This is a genomic window from Methylobacterium persicinum, from assembly GCF_022179525.1.
In the GTDB taxonomy this organism is placed as follows: Bacteria; Pseudomonadota; Alphaproteobacteria; order Rhizobiales; family Beijerinckiaceae; genus Methylobacterium; species Methylobacterium persicinum.
Genome location: NZ_BPQX01000011.1, coordinates 201,227 through 214,560, shown reverse-complemented (window position 1 = coordinate 214,560; position 13,334 = coordinate 201,227). Strand labels below are relative to the sequence as shown.

Below are 13,334 nucleotides of genomic sequence, written 5' to 3'. Positions count from 1 at the left end.
AGGCGGTCGAGTCGCGGCCGAGGTGAACTCGGGACCGGGAGAGGTGAACATGTTGCTGTCGCGCAGGGGCGTATCGGGCATCGCGGCGCTGGTGGCCGGCCTCGTGGCCACCCGGGTCGCGACGGCTGCCGAGACCGCCGCGAAGACGCATCGGATCGCGATGCAGGTCAGCACGAACGATCCCGGGGTCTTCGATCTTGCCCTCAACAACGCCGTGAACCTCGCGCGCGAGTACGGTGAGGCTGCGGAGGAGTTCGAGGTGGAGATCGTCACCTACGGCCCGGGACTTCACATGGTCCGGGCCGACACCTCCCCGGCGAAGGCCCGGGTCCGGTCCGTCATGGAGAGCGTTCCGGGCATCGTGATGTCCGCCTGCGGCAACACCATCACGGCGATGGAGAAGGCCGAGGGACGCACGCTGGAATTGCTGCCGGACGTCGGCGTGGTCCGCGCCGGCGCCGTCCGCCTCGTCGCGCTGCAGGAGGCCGGCTGGAGCTACCTGCGCGTCTGACTGACCATCCCGCCAAGCCCGAGATCCGAACCCGGAGACCAACATGGCAATCCTGTCCCGCCTCGTCGCGACCGTCCTGCTCATGCTGGGACCGAGCCTGGGGAGCGCCTTCGCGGCCGGCGAGGCGCCGACCGGCTACTACGCGCCGCAGAAGGTGGTCTACCACAACGACGGCGCGCCGCCGGACAACGGGGCCTATTTCAAGCGCCTGCTCGGCAACATCCGCAACCACGTCGAGGCGCTCGGCCAGGACAAGGTCGAGATCCGCGTCGTCGACCACGGTGACGGCCTCGTCCTGTTCCAGTTGGCGAAGGACGACCGGGACCTGGCCGGCCGCATCGACGCCCTCAAGGGCATGGGGATCCGGTTCCTGATCTGCAACAACACCCTGACGGAGCGCAAGATCGACTGGCATGGCCTCTACGGCGTCAAGGAGGACGACATCGTGCCGAGCGGGGTCGCCGAGCTCGCACGACTCCAGGGCCTAGGCTTCGCCTACATCCACCCATAGGTGCGCCGGATGCCCCGTTTCCCGCTTCCCGTCGTCCTGTCCTGCCTCGCCCTGCTCGCCGCCCCGCCGGCTTCCGCGGACCCGCGGCGCGACGCCGATCGGGCTCCCGCCGACGCACGCACGTTCCCGCCCTGGCAGGGGGGCGCCAACGCCCCGGCACGCGACAAGGGCCTGGAGTTCACGGTCCACGAGGCGGACAACCTCGCGGACTTCCACGGCGACCTGACGAATGCCCGCCTGATCCTCTACGTCGGCGGCAACTACTTCTTCGCGATGGCGCCGCTGGTCGCGGCCTTCGAGGCGCGGCACCCGGACCTCGCCGGCCGGATCTACTACGAGACCATTCCGCCGGGCCTGCTCGTCAGGCAGATGCGGGCCGGCGGGCGCATCACGGTGGGCAACATGACCTGGACCGCCAAGCCCGACGCCTACCTCGCCGGGCTCGGGGCGGTCGAGCGGCTCGTCCGCGAGGGGGACCTGGTCGGGCCCGCGGTCCCCTACGTGACCAACCAGCTGGCGATCATGGTTCCGAAGGGCAACCCGGCGAAGGTCACCGGGCTCGCGGATCTCGCGCGGCCCGGGCTGCGCCTCGCGATGCCGAACCCCGAATTCGAGGGCGTCGCGCGGCAGATCAAGTCCGCCCTCCGGAAGGCGGGCGGCGAGGAGCTCGTCAGGACCGTCTACGGGACCAAGGTGGCCGAGGGCACGACAACCCTCACGCGGATGCACCACCGGCAGACGCCGGTGTGGCTGATGCAGGGTCGCGCGGACGCCGGCGTCACCTGGCGTTCGGAAGCCGTGTTCCAGGCCGAGGCGAACTTGCCGACGGAGCGCGTCGACATCCCCGCCGAGCAGAACGAGACCGGCGCCTACGCCGGTGCCGAAGTGAAGGATGCGGCCCATCCCGCGGAAGCGCGTGCCTGGCTGGACTTCCTGCGCGGCGCGGAAGCCCGCGCGATCTTCGCGCGCTACGGCTTCGAGCCCTACCGCGCCGACGGCATCCCGGATCGGAACTAGCCATGCCCCGCATCGCCCAGGTTCTCGTCGCGGCCTGACGCCCGCCCTCGCCGGCGTGGCCCGTCCCGGACAGGGTCCTGGTACCGGCCCGGCGGCCCGCTGCCGGCCATCGAGGAGGCGGCGGAGACCTTCGGCAAGGCCCGCGGCACCGACGTTCAGGTCACGGCCGGCCCACGCCCGGCTGGATCGACAAGGCCAAGCAGGATGCCGACATGGCCTATGGCGGCTCGGAGGCGATGATGGTCGACTTCGTCGCCCCGATGCCGGACCGGATCGATCCGGGCACGGTGCAGCCGCTCTACCTCCGACCTGCCGCCGACCTGGTCGGCCCCGTCACCCCGGACGGATCGCGGGTCTACGGGACCTGCTGAAGCCCGGGCAGGGCACCGGGCCGTGAACGGGTCCGGCCAGGGCGAACTCTGGGAGGACGCGGCACGCGTCCGGGCCCCACGCGGCGTCCGACCGGCCGCCATGGCCGCTCAGAGCGCCTTGTCGAGGAGGGCCGTGATCGCCCCCGGCTTCGTCTCTCCCGACGAGCGTCCGGCTTCCTTGTCGCCCTTGTAGGCGATCAGCGTGCTCTGCATCGTGGCGCCGAACCGCTTCACCACGTCCTTGCGGCTGTCGAAGTCGACCTCGAAGACCTGCAGGTCCTTGAAACGGGGCTCGGCCTCAAGCTTCGCCAGGATCGGCTTCTGGGCTGCGCAGGTGGTGCACCACGGGGCGGTGATGTGGACGAGGATCGGCTTGCCGGCCTTCTGGGCCGCCTCGAAGGCCGCCGGCGTGTAGGTGACCGGGTCGGCGGCGAAGGCCGCCGTGCCGGTCAGCAGCGGGACCGCGGCGAGGAGGCCGAGCAGGGAACGGCGGGTCGACATGCGGGGCGCTCCTTGGCGCTGAAGAAGCCGGGGTTCAGTTCCGCGCCCGGGTGATGGCGCGGTCGACGTTGATCCGGGCCGCCCAGTCCTTGGCGCTGTCCTGGCCCTTGAGGGCGACGAGGCGGGCGCCGCTAACATCGACGTTCCTGAAGTCGGCGCCCGCGACGGTGGCGCCGGTCAGGTTCGCGCCGGAGAGGTCGGAGCCCATCAGCACCGCGTCGGTGAGGTCGGCGTCCGTCAGGTTGGCGTATTCCAGCCTCGACCGGCCGAGGTTTGCTCCCTTCAGGTTCGCGCCGGAGAGGTTCACCGAGACGAACACGGCCCGCATCAGGCCCATGGACTGGTTCTTGATGTCGGCGCCACCCCTCAGGTCGACGAGCGTCGCTCCGCTCATGTTCGCACCCTTGAAGTCGCCGATCGGCATGGATCGGCTGAGGTCGGCCCCGCTGAGATTAGCCTCGCGGGCGGTGATGCCGAACATTTTCGGACCGACGAGCTTGACCCCGCTCAGGTCGGCCTTGATGAACCAAGCCTGTTCAAGGTTCGCCTCGCTGAGGTCGGCCCCGCGCAGGTTCGCCTTGTTGAGGCGTGCGGTGCGCAGGTTCACACCCCTCAGGTTCAGGCCGGAGAGATCGAGGCCGGACAAGGCCTTGTCGGAGAGATCGAGGGGCTTACCGTCGGCCCTGGCGATCATGGCCTCGATGTCCGCGCGGCTCATCTCCGCCTGGGTCATCGCAGGCGTGTTCATGTCCGCCCCGAGCAGCAGGTCCTGCTCGGCGTGGACAGGGCCGGCCATCAACGCGGAAACGAGCAGGAGCGGGGCGAGGGGTCGCATGTGTCTCTCCCGACTGCGCCCGCCGAACCGACCCTGGGGCGGCCGGGCACGTCGCGGCGAGTTCTCGTCATGTCGGCGCGATCTTATGCCGGTCCGCTCGCGCCGTCTGTGACTGAGGTCACCGGGCAGGACGAAGCTCGGGTGGAAACCGCAAGGGAGACCGGGCGCTTCGGCAGCTCACGCCCGCTACGGAAGCGCGCAGCTCGAACGCCCACCGGATCGAGCGGTTCCCGGTCCGCCGAAGCCTGGATGCCGCGCACCTCTAGGCGCGCGGGGGACGGTGCACTTCCCCCTCCTGGAGGCCGCGGCCGGTCATGACTGGCGACGGCGCCTGCACGAACTCCCTGATGTGCCTTCACGGGCGGACCCGCGTGTTCCGGACGTCGGACACCGGCCGCGAGATGCCGATCTACGGGGTCGGGCACGGCGGGAGCCGCGTGCTCACCACCCGGTGCCTGCCATCCGGCGGCGGCTTGCCGGCCGGGAGCAGCGCCGCTCTGGGCCGCTTACGAGAACTATCCGGCCTATCGCTCCAAGAACCGGCCCGTGAACACCTTCGCGGAGCGGCTGCAGGGCTGCTTCCGCTACAGCATGAACGGCAAGGCCCCGCCGCTCGGCGATCCGGTTCTGGTCGCGCTGGAGAGCTACGCCTTCTTCCTGGCACGGGGCGCGCGGACCGGGCTGAGCCCGCCCGGTCGGGTGTACCCCAAGCTGGCGCAGCCCGCCGTGCTCGACATCGGGCGCGGCAGGGACGTCTATGCGGCCAAATGCGCCCTCTGCCACGGCGCAGCCGGCGAGGGACAGGCCACGGCGGACGGATACACCGTGTTCCCACCGCTCTGGGGAGCACGATCCTACGACTGGGGGGCCGGCATGAGTTCGGTCGCCAATGCCGCCGGGTTCATCAAGGCGAACATGCAACTCGGCCAAGGCAACACCCTCTCGGACGAGGAGGCCTGGTCCGTCGCGGCCTTCCTCGACAGCCGCGAGCGGCCGCAGGATCCCCGCTTCGAAGGCTCCGTCGCCGAGACGCGGACGGCACACCACGACGATCCGCTCGACTTCTATGGCCGGACCGTCGACGGGGTCCTTCTCGGCCAGAACGCCCCGCCCAGCGGTACCGTCCCGCCGTGATCCGCGAATGTCCCGCCCCCGTCATCGCTCCGGCACGGCGTCCGCGGCGTCTTCCCCCGGCGGATCGTCTTCCTCCCGATCCGTCCCTCGGGCCTCCGCCGCACGGGCGGACAAGCTACCGAGGGTGGCGTGGTCGAGGCCGTCTTCCGGTGGCTGCGCCCGCCCGGGCCCTCCGGATATGCTCCCGGTGACCTCCGCGGGGCCGCGGCGCGCGGCGTGCGCGGCGCCCCCGGGCCCCAGGACCACGACGCGCGTGCCGGTCGGCACGCGCCGGTGCAGGTCGATCACGTCCTGGTTCAGCATGCGGATGCAGCCGGAAGAGACCGCCTCGCCGATGCTCCAGGGCTCCGTGGTGCCGTGGATGCGGTAGAGCGTGTCCTTGCCGTCCTTGAACAGGTAGAGGGCGCGTGCGCCGAGCGGGTTCCTGTCGCCGCCCGCCATGCCGCCGGCCCAGGGTTCGTAGCGCTTCGGGTCGCGCCGGATCATGTCCGGTGTCGGCGTCCAGCGCGGCCACGAGGCCTTGCGGGCCACCGTGGCCGCGCCGGTGAATTCCAGGCCGGCCCTGCCGACGCCGACCCCGTAGCGCATCGCCTTGCCGCCTTCCAGGACGAGGTGCAGGAACCGCCTGTAGGGGTCGACCACGAGGGTGCCGGGCGGCTCCTTCGTCGGGTAGTCGACCACCTGTCGGACGTTGCGCGCCTTGAGGTCGCGCGGGTCGACCGCCTCGACCGGGAACGGCTCGTCCGTGACGGCCGCGTACCGGCGCTGGGCCTCGGGGCCGACGGCCGGCCGGACCTGCGCACTCGGGGCCGGCGCCCCCATCGAGGCCGTGCAGGCGCCCAGTGCCGCGGCGAGCGCGACCAGCGCCGGGAAACGTGAGGCCAGCCGCATCACGAGCGGCCCTTGGCGCGGGCCTGGGCGACAGCCTGCCTGAAGCCGTCGTAGTCGAGCGCGGCCGCCACCTTCAGCGGGCCGATGAGGTAAACCGGCGTGCCTTGCAGGCCGAGGGCATCGGCCTGGTCGAGGTTGCGCTGGAGCAGCGCGGCGATCTCGCTCGCGTGGGCGCCCCGGTCGGCCTCCAACCGGGCCATGTCGACGCCCGAGGCCGACACGGCCTCCAGCATCCGCTCCTTCGGGATCTTGCGGCCCGGGATGGCCATGAGCGCCCGGTGCACCTCGTCGTAGCGGCCCTGGTACTTCGCCGCGAGCGCGAGCTGCGCGCCGTAGACGGAGGCGTCGCCGAGGATCGGCCAATCCTTGTGGACGAGGCGGATGCGCCCATCCGACTTCACCAGCCGCTCCAGGTCCGGGTGCGACTTCTTGCAGAAGGGGCAGTTGTAGTCGAGGAAGGCGACGAGGGTCAGGTCGCCCTTCGGGTTGCCCGAGACCGGCGCCTCGGGGTCGTTCAGGATGGCGTTCGGATCGACGCCTTGCGCGAACGCGTCCTCGGCGGCCGGCGCCAGCGACCGCAGGGCCGGCGCCAGGGCGGCGGCCGACAGCAGGGCGAGCAGGGTCCTGCGCTTCATGATGGGTCTCCTCGTGGCTGGTGGGAAAGGCTCGCTCAGGCGCCGATGCGGGCGAGGCGGCGCTTGAGCTCGCCGAGCGCGAGCGCGCCCTCGGTACGGGCGTCGCGGACCTCGCTGCCGTCGGCGCGAATGAGGATCAGGGTCGGGGGGCCGACGACGTCGTAGCGCTGCATCAGGGCGCGCGTGCCGGCGTCGTCGTGGGTCACGTCGGCCCTGATGACGGAGACGGCCTTCAACCGCTCCCGAATCTCCGGGTCCGCCAGCACGGCCCGCTCGTTGGTCTTGCAGACGGAGCACCAATCCGCGGCGAACTCGACCAGGACCGGCGCACCCCGCTCGCGCGCTTCCCGCAGTGCCGCGTCGAGACCGCCCGGGGTCGTCGCCGTCCGTTGGACCGGGGGGGCCGCCGCGCCCCCGGGGACGAGGCCGGACAGGGGCCGGAGCGGATCGCTCGCCCCGGTCGCGGCGCCGACGAGGAGCGCGCAGCCGTAGGCGGCGACCGCGAGGCCCGACGCCTTGCCGAGGCGGGCCCGCCCGTCCGCTCCCGCGAGGGCCGCGACGGACCACCCGAGGCCGAGGGCGAGCACGCCCCAGAGCAGCAGCGCCATGCCGCCCGGGAGCAGGCGGGCGACGAGCGAGACCGCCAGCGCCAGGAAGACGAAGCCGAAGGCTTGCTTGGCCCGCACGAGCCACGGGCCCGACCGCGGCAGGACCCCGGCCCCGAAGGTGCCGAACGCGACGAGGGGCGCCCCCATGCCGAGGCCGAGGGCGAACAGGGCCAGGGCACCGCGCAGCACATCCCCGGTCTGGGCGACGTAAAGCAGCGCGGCGGCGAGCGGCGGCGTCACGCAAGGTCCGACGATCAGCGCCGAGCTGAAGCCGAGCAGCGCGGCGGCGAGGACCGAGCCGCCTCCGGTCGCGGCCGAGCCGGCTGCCCGGTCGCGCCACCACCGTGGCGCCTGGATGTCGAACAGGCCGAACATGGAGAGGGCGAGCCCGACGAGGGCCGAGGCCATCAGGCCGAGGGCGAGGGGCGTCTGCAGCGCGACCTGCAGGTTGCGTCCGAGCCAGGCCGCGGCAAGGCCGAGGCTCGCATAGGCCCCGGCCATCGCGAGGACGTAGCTGCCGGAAAGCACGAAGCCGCGTTCCGGCGTGAGGCCCCGGCCCGAGCGGACCAGCAGGCCGGACAGGATCGGCACCATCGGCAGGACGCACGGCGTGAAGGCGAGGAGGACGCCGAGCCCGAACATGCCCATCAGGACGCCGGCGAGGTTGCCGGTGAGCAGCGAGGCCGGCCCGGACGGTAGGTCGTCCGAGCGCGCGGCTTCCGCCGGGCCGCCCGCGACGTCGCGAACGGACGGGGTCGACCCGGTCCCGCCGCCGGACCGGGCGCCCTCCGGCCCGGCCGGTGCCGCGAGATCGAGCGTTTGCGTCACCGGCGGGTAGCAGATGCCCTTCTCGGCGCAGCCCTGGTAGGTGACGCGCACCGAGCGCAGGCTGGCCAGGGCCGCGCCCGGCACCGTGGCCTCGGCCGCGCCGTGATAGACCTCGGTCGGCCCGAAGTTCGGGTCGTCCTTGGTTTCCCCACGCTCGGTGGTGACGGGCAGCGATTGCCCGGTCGGCGCGGAGGCCGCGATTCGGTCGCGGTAGAGGTAGGTGCCGGCGGGGATGGTCCAACGCAGGCGGAGGGAGAGGTCGGGCTGGCGGGTCGCGGCGAGGGTGAACGGCACCCGCCCGGTGGCGGCGTCCTGGCCGCGCCCCGGCGACCCGAGTGCCGCGCCCGTCCAGACAAGGGCAGCGAGGATGAGGTGGGCGAGGAGGTTCGGCATGGTCGGCTGCGGGGCCCGGGTTCGGATCGGCCCGGCGCAGGTCGAAAACGCAGCTTAAGCCAGGCTTAAGCCAGGCCCGGAGGATGCCGGGCAGCCAGGAGAAACGCATGCGCATCCTCGTCGTCGAGGACGATCCCATCCTCTCGGACGGCCTCCGTGTCGGGCTGTCCTTATGCGGGGCGACCGTCGACTGCGTCGCGACCTGCGCCGATGCGGACGCCGCCCTCGGCACGAGCCCGTTTGCCGCGGTGGTGCTCGACCTGATGCTGCCGGACGGCTCGGGGCTCGACGTGCTGCGCGGCCTCCGCCGCAGGGGCGACCGCACGCCGGTGGTCCTGCTGACGGCCCGGGACGCGGTCGCGGACCGGATCGCGGGGCTCGATGGCGGGGCCGACGACTACCTTGGCAAGCCCTTCGACCTCGACGAGCTCTCCGCCCGCATCCGCGCCGTGGTCAGGCGGGCCGCGGGACGGGCGACCGCCAGCCTTGAGCACGGCGGCATCCGGCTCGACCTCGGCAGCCTGACCGTCACGGTCGACGGGGCGCAGATCCCCGTGTCCCGGCGCGAGTTCATGGTGTTGGCCGCCTTGATGGAGCGTCCCAGCGTGCTGCGCTCGAAGGCGGAGTTGGAGGACCGCCTCTACGGCTGGCAGGAAGAGATCGAGAGCAACGCGGTCGAGGTGCACGTCCACAACCTGCGGGCCAAGATCGGGAAACACGCCATCGAGACGGTGCGCGGCCTCGGCTACCGGATGAGGGCGCCTGCATGAGCTCCTTGCGCGCCAGGCTCTTTGCCATCCTGCTCCTCGCGACCGGCCTGATCTGGCTCAGCGCGGTGGCCTGGATCTACCTGGGCTCGAAGCGCGAGGTGGAGCAGGTCCTCGACACCCGGCTGCAGGAGGCGGCGCGCATGGTCGGCTCCCTCGTCGGCAGGGTCGGCAACGTCGGGGCGGCGGGCGCGCCGGTCGCCTTCGCGCCGCCCGGAGGCTACGAGCGGCAACTCTCCTGCCAGATCTGGTCCCTCGACGGCCGCATGGTGGCGCGGTCGAGCGGCGCGCCCGAGCGCCGCCTCACGGACGCGCCCGCCGGCTTCTCCGAGCGCGAGGTCGACGGCGAGACCTGGCGGGTCTTCACCGTGGAGGACGCCGAGAAGGGCGTGCGCGTGATGGTCGGCGACCGCCTCGGCTTGCGCGAGCGCCTCGTCGCCGACCTGATCATGGGCCTCGTCACCCCTGCGCTCCTCGTCGTCCCGCTGCTCGGCATGCTGCTCTGGGCGAGCCTCGGGCGGGGCCTGCGCCCGCTGCGTCTGATGGCCCGGGATCTGGCGCGGCGCGACGCGGACGACATGAGCGCGATCGACGCCGGGCGCGCGCCGGCGGAGGTGCGCCCGCTGACCGACGCGTTGAACGCGCTGTTCCTCAAGGTCGAGGCGGCCCGACGCCACGAGCGGGAGGTGACGGCCTTCGCCGCCCACGAGCTGCGCACGCCGCTGGCGGGACTGAAGACGCAGGCCCAGGTCGCGATGGCTGCCCGGGACCCGGACGTGGCCAAGGCCGCGCTGGGTCAGATCCTCGCGGCGGTGGACCGCACCACGCGGCTCGTGCGCCAGCTTCTCGATGCCGCCCGGCTCGACGCCGAGGCGGACGGTCCCACCGTGACCGAGATCGACGTCGGCGCCTTGGTGACCGAGACCGTCGAGAGCATGCGGGCACCGGACGGCATCGTGACCGTCATCGACCCCGCGCTGCGCGGCTTCACCATGCGAGGCGACCCGGAAAGCCTGCGGCTCGCCGTCCGCAACCTGCACGAGAACGCCGTGCAGCACATGCGGACCGGAACGGTCGAGTGGGGACGCCGGCAGGACGGCGCGGGCTTCTACGCCCGGGACGAGGGACCCGGAATCCCGGAGGAGGAGATCGCCTTGGTCACGACGCGGTTCTACCGCGGCCGCCACAGGAGCGACGCGGGCAGCGGCCTGGGACTGACCATCGCGGAGGCCGCCTCACGGCGAAGCGGGGCGAGGCTCCGGCTTCGCAACCGGACCGACCGGAGCGGGCTCCAGGCGGAGATCGTGTGGACCTGATCGACCTGCGCTGAGGACGGCGCGGTTGCGTCGCGATGCCAGGACACGCTGATCGCGAGCCCCTCGCCGGGGCAGCTCCGCCGTCGGGGCGCGGGGCCAGCCTAGCCCGATGTCTCGTCGGATGCCGGGTGCTGTCAGCCCCACCGGCCGGCACGATCAGGCACGGGTGCCGCGGCCGCTCGCGACAGGTCGGCCTAGGGCGCTCCCCGGCCTCTCCTGGTCACAGGTGAGGGATTGGCGGCCGGACGCGGATTTCGAACCCGGCTCCCGGGCATCCGCCGTCCGTCGGTACCGGGACGGCAGCGGCAACGAACGGCGCCCACGCGCCCGGGGCCGTCACGGCGCACGGTGCTGCCCCTGGGCCACTTGGTCAGGAAGACGCGGCCCTGCCGCCCGCGCTCACGTCCGCTCGACGGGTCCGCCAGCCTTCTCCAGCGCGGGGAAGCCCCCGGCGACGTGTGCGACGGGGCCGAGCCCCATCTCCTGGAGCGCCTTGGCGGCCAGGGCCGAGCGATTGCCCGACCCGCAGTAGAGGACCAGCCTTTTGCCACGCCCGAGCTCGACCTTGTGGGTCGGGCTCGCCGGATCGGCCTGGAACTCCAGGAAGCCGCGCGGCACGTGGACCGCGCCGGCGATCTTGCCGCTCTTGGCCACCTCCTCGCCCTCGCGCACGTCGACGAGCACCGTGTCGGGCTGGCTGAGCCTCTTCAGCGCCTCCTCGGCCGACAGGGTCTCCACCGTGCGGTTGGCCGCGGCCACCAGGTCCTTCGCGCTCTTCGTGGTCATGGTCACCTCCGTCACTCGCCCCCAGCCGCGCCGTCGAGGGCGTCCAGCGGGATCTTCAGGTAGCGCCTGCCGTTCGCCTCGGGTTCGGGCAGGCGCCCGCCGCGGATGTTCACCTGCAGCGAATGCAGGATGAGCTTCGGCATCGGCAGCTCGCGGTCGCGCGCCTCGCGCATCCGCACGAACGCCCCCTCGCTCCCCGTCTCCGTCAGGTGCTTGTTGTCGGCCCGCTGCCGGGCGACCGTGCTCTCCCAGGCCGCCTCGCGCCCATCGGGGCGGTAGTCGTGGCCGGTGAACAGCCGCGTCGCGTCCGGCAGCGCCATGATACGCTGGATGCTGCGCCAGAGCGTGCGCGCGCTGCCGCCCGGGAAGTCCGCCCGCGCCGAGCCGCTGTCGGGCATGAACAAGGTGTCGTGGATGAAGGCGGCGTCGCCGACCCGGTAGGCGACGGAGGCCAGGGTGTGGCCCGGCGTGAACAGCACCTCGACGTCCAGGTTGCCGATCCGGAAGCGCTCGCCGTCGGCGAAGAGGCGATCCCACTGCGAGCCGTCCGCCGGGAAAGTCTCGGGCAGGTTGTAGAGCCCCTTCCAGAGCTTCTGCACCTCGACGACCTTCTCGCCGATGGCGGTCGGCGCGCCCGTCCTGTCGTGCAGGTAGCCGGCCGCCGAGAAGTGGTCGGCGTGCGGGTGCGTGTCGAGGATCCACTGCAGCCTGTAGCCCGCGCGCGCAATATGGGCGAGCAGGGCATCGGCCGAGCGGGTGGCGGTCGCCCCCGACTTCGGATCGAAGTCGTGCACCGGGTCGACGATGGCGCAGTGTTTCGTCTCCGCATCGGCGACGACGTACTGCACGCTGCCCGTGCGCTGCTCGTAGAAGCCCGTCACGAGCGGGCGTCCGTGCAGGGACGTTGCGGTCAGGTCTGACATGCATTCCTCCGGTTCGGGATGAACGGCTTCGGGGCTCCGGACGTCACGCCCGACCGAGCAAGGCTGGCAGGCCGCGCGCGACGACGTAGAGGCCGACCAGGATCATCAGGCCGGCGAAGGTGATGGTCAGGGCTCGCTTGTGCCCGGCGAGACGCTGGCCGAGGCGGGAGCCGACGAGGCCGCCGAGCGCGCCGCCCAGGATGAACAGCCCGGCCAGCGTCCAATCGATCAGGCCGGAGACCGCGTAGCTCGCGGCGGTGGCCGCCCCGAAGGCGCTGACCGCCACCAGCGAGGTGCCGATGGCCATGGGCAGCGGCATGGACGTCGCCAGCATCAGGCCCGGCACGATCAGGAAGCCTCCGCCGATTCCGAAGAAGCCGGAGAACAGGCCCACCGCGAACCCGATGCCGAGCAGCCAGGGCAGGAGCACCGGGGCGCTCCGTTTGGTCAGGCGCACGTCCGGATCGCCCTCGCCGCGCCGCCGGCGCAGCATCAGGCCGCCGACCGCCAGCATCACGAACCCGAACAGGGCGAGCAGGCTCTGCCCGTCGACCGCCCTGGCCGCGGCCGAGCCGGCCAGGGCGCCGAGGACGCCGGCGAGCGAGAACGCCCCTGCGCACCGCCACTTCACGTTCCCGGCCCGCCACTGCGGGACGAGGTTGCCGGCCGCGCTGACCGAGACCGCCAGGGCGCTGGTGCCGATGGCGACATGGGGCGAGTTCACGCCGACCGCGTAGGTCAGGAGGGGCACTGCCAGGATCGAGCCGCCTCCGCCGACGAGGCCGAGGACCACGCCGACGAGCCCACCCGAGCCCGCCGCCAGGCCGAAGGTGACGAAGCTCGCCATCACGCATCCGCCGGCGCGGCAGAGGTGGACGCCGCTTGCCGGGAGACGGCGGATGGCAGGGCCTGGAACAGCAGCATGCCGACGACCATGGCGGCGACGAAGACCGCGGCCCGGGTCGGCACGACCGAGAGGAGGGTCAGCGCCGGCCCGGGGCAGAGGCCGGCCAAGCCCCAGCCGATGCCGAAGACCGCGGCGCCCGTCAGCAAGCGCGGATCGAGGTCGCGCCGCGTCGGGATCTCCAGCTTGGGCGCGAGCACTGGCCGGCCCCGGCGCGTCGCGATGCGGTAACCGGCGGCCGAGACCGTGACGGCACCCGCCATGACGAAGGCGAGGCTCGGGTCCCAGCGGCCGGTCACGTCGAGGAAGGCGAGGACCTTGGCCGGGTTGGCCATGCCGGAGACGATGAGGCCAAGCCCGAACAGCAGGCCGGCCGCGAACGCGGACACGATCCTGGACATGG

16 protein-coding genes are annotated in these 13,334 nt (G+C 72.5%); 7 read left to right on the top strand and 9 right to left on the bottom strand.

Annotated elements, in window-relative coordinates; translation table 11 throughout:
- The first annotated feature begins 49 nt into the window (after positions 1-49).
- The 4 genes from MFF22_RS03290 (at position 50) to MFF22_RS03275 (ending at position 2,410) form a co-directional block, all read left to right on the top strand.
- Entirely contained in the window at positions 50-511 is a 462-nt protein-coding gene (locus tag MFF22_RS03290; RefSeq protein WP_012752912.1) for a DsrE family protein, read from the top strand.
- Positions 512-554: 43 nt separating this feature from the next.
- Positions 555-1,022 (top strand): DsrE family protein, encoded by a 468-nt coding sequence (locus MFF22_RS03285; RefSeq protein WP_012752913.1) that lies wholly within the window; start codon positions 555-557, stop codon positions 1,020-1,022.
- Between the two features lie 9 nt (positions 1,023-1,031).
- Entirely contained in the window at positions 1,032-2,039 is a 1,008-nt protein-coding gene (locus tag MFF22_RS03280) for a molybdate ABC transporter substrate-binding protein (RefSeq protein WP_012752914.1), read from the top strand.
- A gap of 212 nt (positions 2,040-2,251) precedes the next feature.
- A complete protein-coding gene (locus MFF22_RS03275; protein WP_012752915.1) occupies positions 2,252-2,410 on the top strand; it encodes a hypothetical protein in 159 nt (52 codons plus the stop codon).
- Positions 2,411-2,518: 108 nt separating this feature from the next.
- Here the strand turns inward: MFF22_RS03275 and MFF22_RS03270 are convergent, their stop codons facing one another.
- Together MFF22_RS03270 and MFF22_RS03265 are read right to left on the bottom strand one after the other, a co-directional pair.
- Complete coding sequence (locus tag MFF22_RS03270) at positions 2,519-2,911, bottom strand: thioredoxin family protein (protein ID WP_012752916.1); 393 nt, start codon at positions 2,909-2,911, stop codon at positions 2,519-2,521.
- Positions 2,912-2,945: 34 nt separating this feature from the next.
- A complete protein-coding gene (locus MFF22_RS03265) occupies positions 2,946-3,746 on the bottom strand; it encodes a pentapeptide repeat-containing protein (RefSeq protein ID WP_012752917.1) in 801 nt (266 codons plus the stop codon).
- A 546-nt stretch (positions 3,747-4,292) separates the two neighbouring features.
- Here MFF22_RS03265 and MFF22_RS03260 point away from each other — a divergent pair.
- Positions 4,293-4,880, top strand: a complete 588-nt coding sequence (locus MFF22_RS03260) for a c-type cytochrome (RefSeq protein ID WP_012752919.1) — start codon at positions 4,293-4,295, stop codon at positions 4,878-4,880.
- A gap of 21 nt (positions 4,881-4,901) precedes the next feature.
- Here MFF22_RS03260 and MFF22_RS03255 read toward each other — a convergent pair whose 3' ends face one another.
- The 3 genes from MFF22_RS03255 to dsbD are packed head-to-tail and all read right to left on the bottom strand — an operon-like array spanning position 4,902 to position 8,235.
- Entirely contained in the window at positions 4,902-5,771 is an 870-nt protein-coding gene (locus MFF22_RS03255) for a L,D-transpeptidase (protein ID WP_043766160.1), read from the bottom strand.
- Positions 5,771-6,406, bottom strand: a complete 636-nt coding sequence (locus tag MFF22_RS03250; protein ID WP_012752921.1) for a DsbA family protein — start codon at positions 6,404-6,406, stop codon at positions 5,771-5,773. Before MFF22_RS03250 ends, MFF22_RS03255 begins: the two co-directional genes overlap by 1 nt.
- 35 nt (positions 6,407-6,441) lie before the next feature.
- Positions 6,442-8,235 carry a protein-disulfide reductase DsbD gene (gene dsbD / locus MFF22_RS03245; protein WP_012752922.1) on the bottom strand — a complete coding sequence of 598 codons (1,794 nt, stop codon included), beginning with the start codon at positions 8,233-8,235 and terminating at the stop codon, positions 6,442-6,444.
- Positions 8,236-8,342: 107 nt separating this feature from the next.
- Here dsbD and MFF22_RS03240 point away from each other — a divergent pair, with 107 nt between their 5' ends.
- The gene (locus tag MFF22_RS03240) at positions 8,343-9,005 is read left to right on the top strand and encodes a response regulator (RefSeq protein ID WP_012752923.1); all 663 of its coding nucleotides are present in this window, start codon (positions 8,343-8,345) and stop codon (positions 9,003-9,005) included.
- Positions 9,002-10,318, top strand: a complete 1,317-nt coding sequence (locus tag MFF22_RS03235; protein ID WP_012752924.1) for an ATP-binding protein — start codon at positions 9,002-9,004, stop codon at positions 10,316-10,318. Before MFF22_RS03240 ends, MFF22_RS03235 begins: the two co-directional genes overlap by 4 nt.
- Before the next feature lie 399 nt (positions 10,319-10,717).
- Here the strand turns inward: MFF22_RS03235 and MFF22_RS03230 are convergent, their stop codons facing one another.
- Genes MFF22_RS03230 through MFF22_RS03215 form a run of 4 tightly spaced genes read right to left on the bottom strand, consistent with a single transcriptional unit; the run spans position 10,718 to position 13,332 of the window.
- Positions 10,718-11,104, bottom strand: coding sequence for a rhodanese-like domain-containing protein (locus tag MFF22_RS03230; protein WP_043766164.1), 387 nt, complete (start codon positions 11,102-11,104; stop codon positions 10,718-10,720).
- Between the two features lie 11 nt (positions 11,105-11,115).
- Positions 11,116-12,027: an MBL fold metallo-hydrolase gene (locus tag MFF22_RS03225; protein ID WP_012752926.1), complete on the bottom strand. Its 912-nt coding sequence runs from the start codon at positions 12,025-12,027 to the stop codon at positions 11,116-11,118.
- Positions 12,028-12,070: 43 nt separating this feature from the next.
- A complete protein-coding gene (locus MFF22_RS03220; protein WP_012752927.1) occupies positions 12,071-12,874 on the bottom strand; it encodes a sulfite exporter TauE/SafE family protein in 804 nt (267 codons plus the stop codon).
- Positions 12,874-13,332: a YeeE/YedE family protein gene (locus MFF22_RS03215; protein ID WP_012752928.1), complete on the bottom strand. Its 459-nt coding sequence runs from the start codon at positions 13,330-13,332 to the stop codon at positions 12,874-12,876. The genes MFF22_RS03220 and MFF22_RS03215 overlap by 1 nt, the downstream gene beginning before the upstream one ends.
- Positions 13,333-13,334: the final 2 nt, after the last annotated feature.

Coding starts and splice junctions, on each gene's coding strand:
- MFF22_RS03290 (WP_012752912.1), top strand. CDS start 50: ATGTTGCTGTCGCGCAGGGGCGTATCGGGCATCGCGGCGCTGGTGGCC.
- MFF22_RS03285 (WP_012752913.1), top strand. CDS start 555: ATGGCAATCCTGTCCCGCCTCGTCGCGACCGTCCTGCTCATGCTGGGA.
- MFF22_RS03280 (WP_012752914.1), top strand. CDS start 1,032: ATGCCCCGTTTCCCGCTTCCCGTCGTCCTGTCCTGCCTCGCCCTGCTC.
- MFF22_RS03275 (WP_012752915.1), top strand. CDS start 2,252: ATGGCCTATGGCGGCTCGGAGGCGATGATGGTCGACTTCGTCGCCCCG.
- MFF22_RS03270 (WP_012752916.1), bottom strand. CDS start 2,911: ATGTCGACCCGCCGTTCCCTGCTCGGCCTCCTCGCCGCGGTCCCGCTG.
- MFF22_RS03265 (WP_012752917.1), bottom strand. CDS start 3,746: ATGCGACCCCTCGCCCCGCTCCTGCTCGTTTCCGCGTTGATGGCCGGC.
- MFF22_RS03255 (WP_043766160.1), bottom strand. CDS start 5,771: ATGCGGCTGGCCTCACGTTTCCCGGCGCTGGTCGCGCTCGCCGCGGCA.
- MFF22_RS03250 (WP_012752921.1), bottom strand. CDS start 6,406: ATGAAGCGCAGGACCCTGCTCGCCCTGCTGTCGGCCGCCGCCCTGGCG.
- dsbD (WP_012752922.1), bottom strand. CDS start 8,235: ATGCCGAACCTCCTCGCCCACCTCATCCTCGCTGCCCTTGTCTGGACG.
- MFF22_RS03240 (WP_012752923.1), top strand. CDS start 8,343: ATGCGCATCCTCGTCGTCGAGGACGATCCCATCCTCTCGGACGGCCTC.
- MFF22_RS03235 (WP_012752924.1), top strand. CDS start 9,002: ATGAGCTCCTTGCGCGCCAGGCTCTTTGCCATCCTGCTCCTCGCGACC.
- MFF22_RS03230 (WP_043766164.1), bottom strand. CDS start 11,104: ATGACCACGAAGAGCGCGAAGGACCTGGTGGCCGCGGCCAACCGCACG.
- MFF22_RS03225 (WP_012752926.1), bottom strand. CDS start 12,027: ATGTCAGACCTGACCGCAACGTCCCTGCACGGACGCCCGCTCGTGACG.
- MFF22_RS03220 (WP_012752927.1), bottom strand. CDS start 12,874: ATGGCGAGCTTCGTCACCTTCGGCCTGGCGGCGGGCTCGGGTGGGCTC.
- MFF22_RS03215 (WP_012752928.1), bottom strand. CDS start 13,332: ATGTCCAGGATCGTGTCCGCGTTCGCGGCCGGCCTGCTGTTCGGGCTT.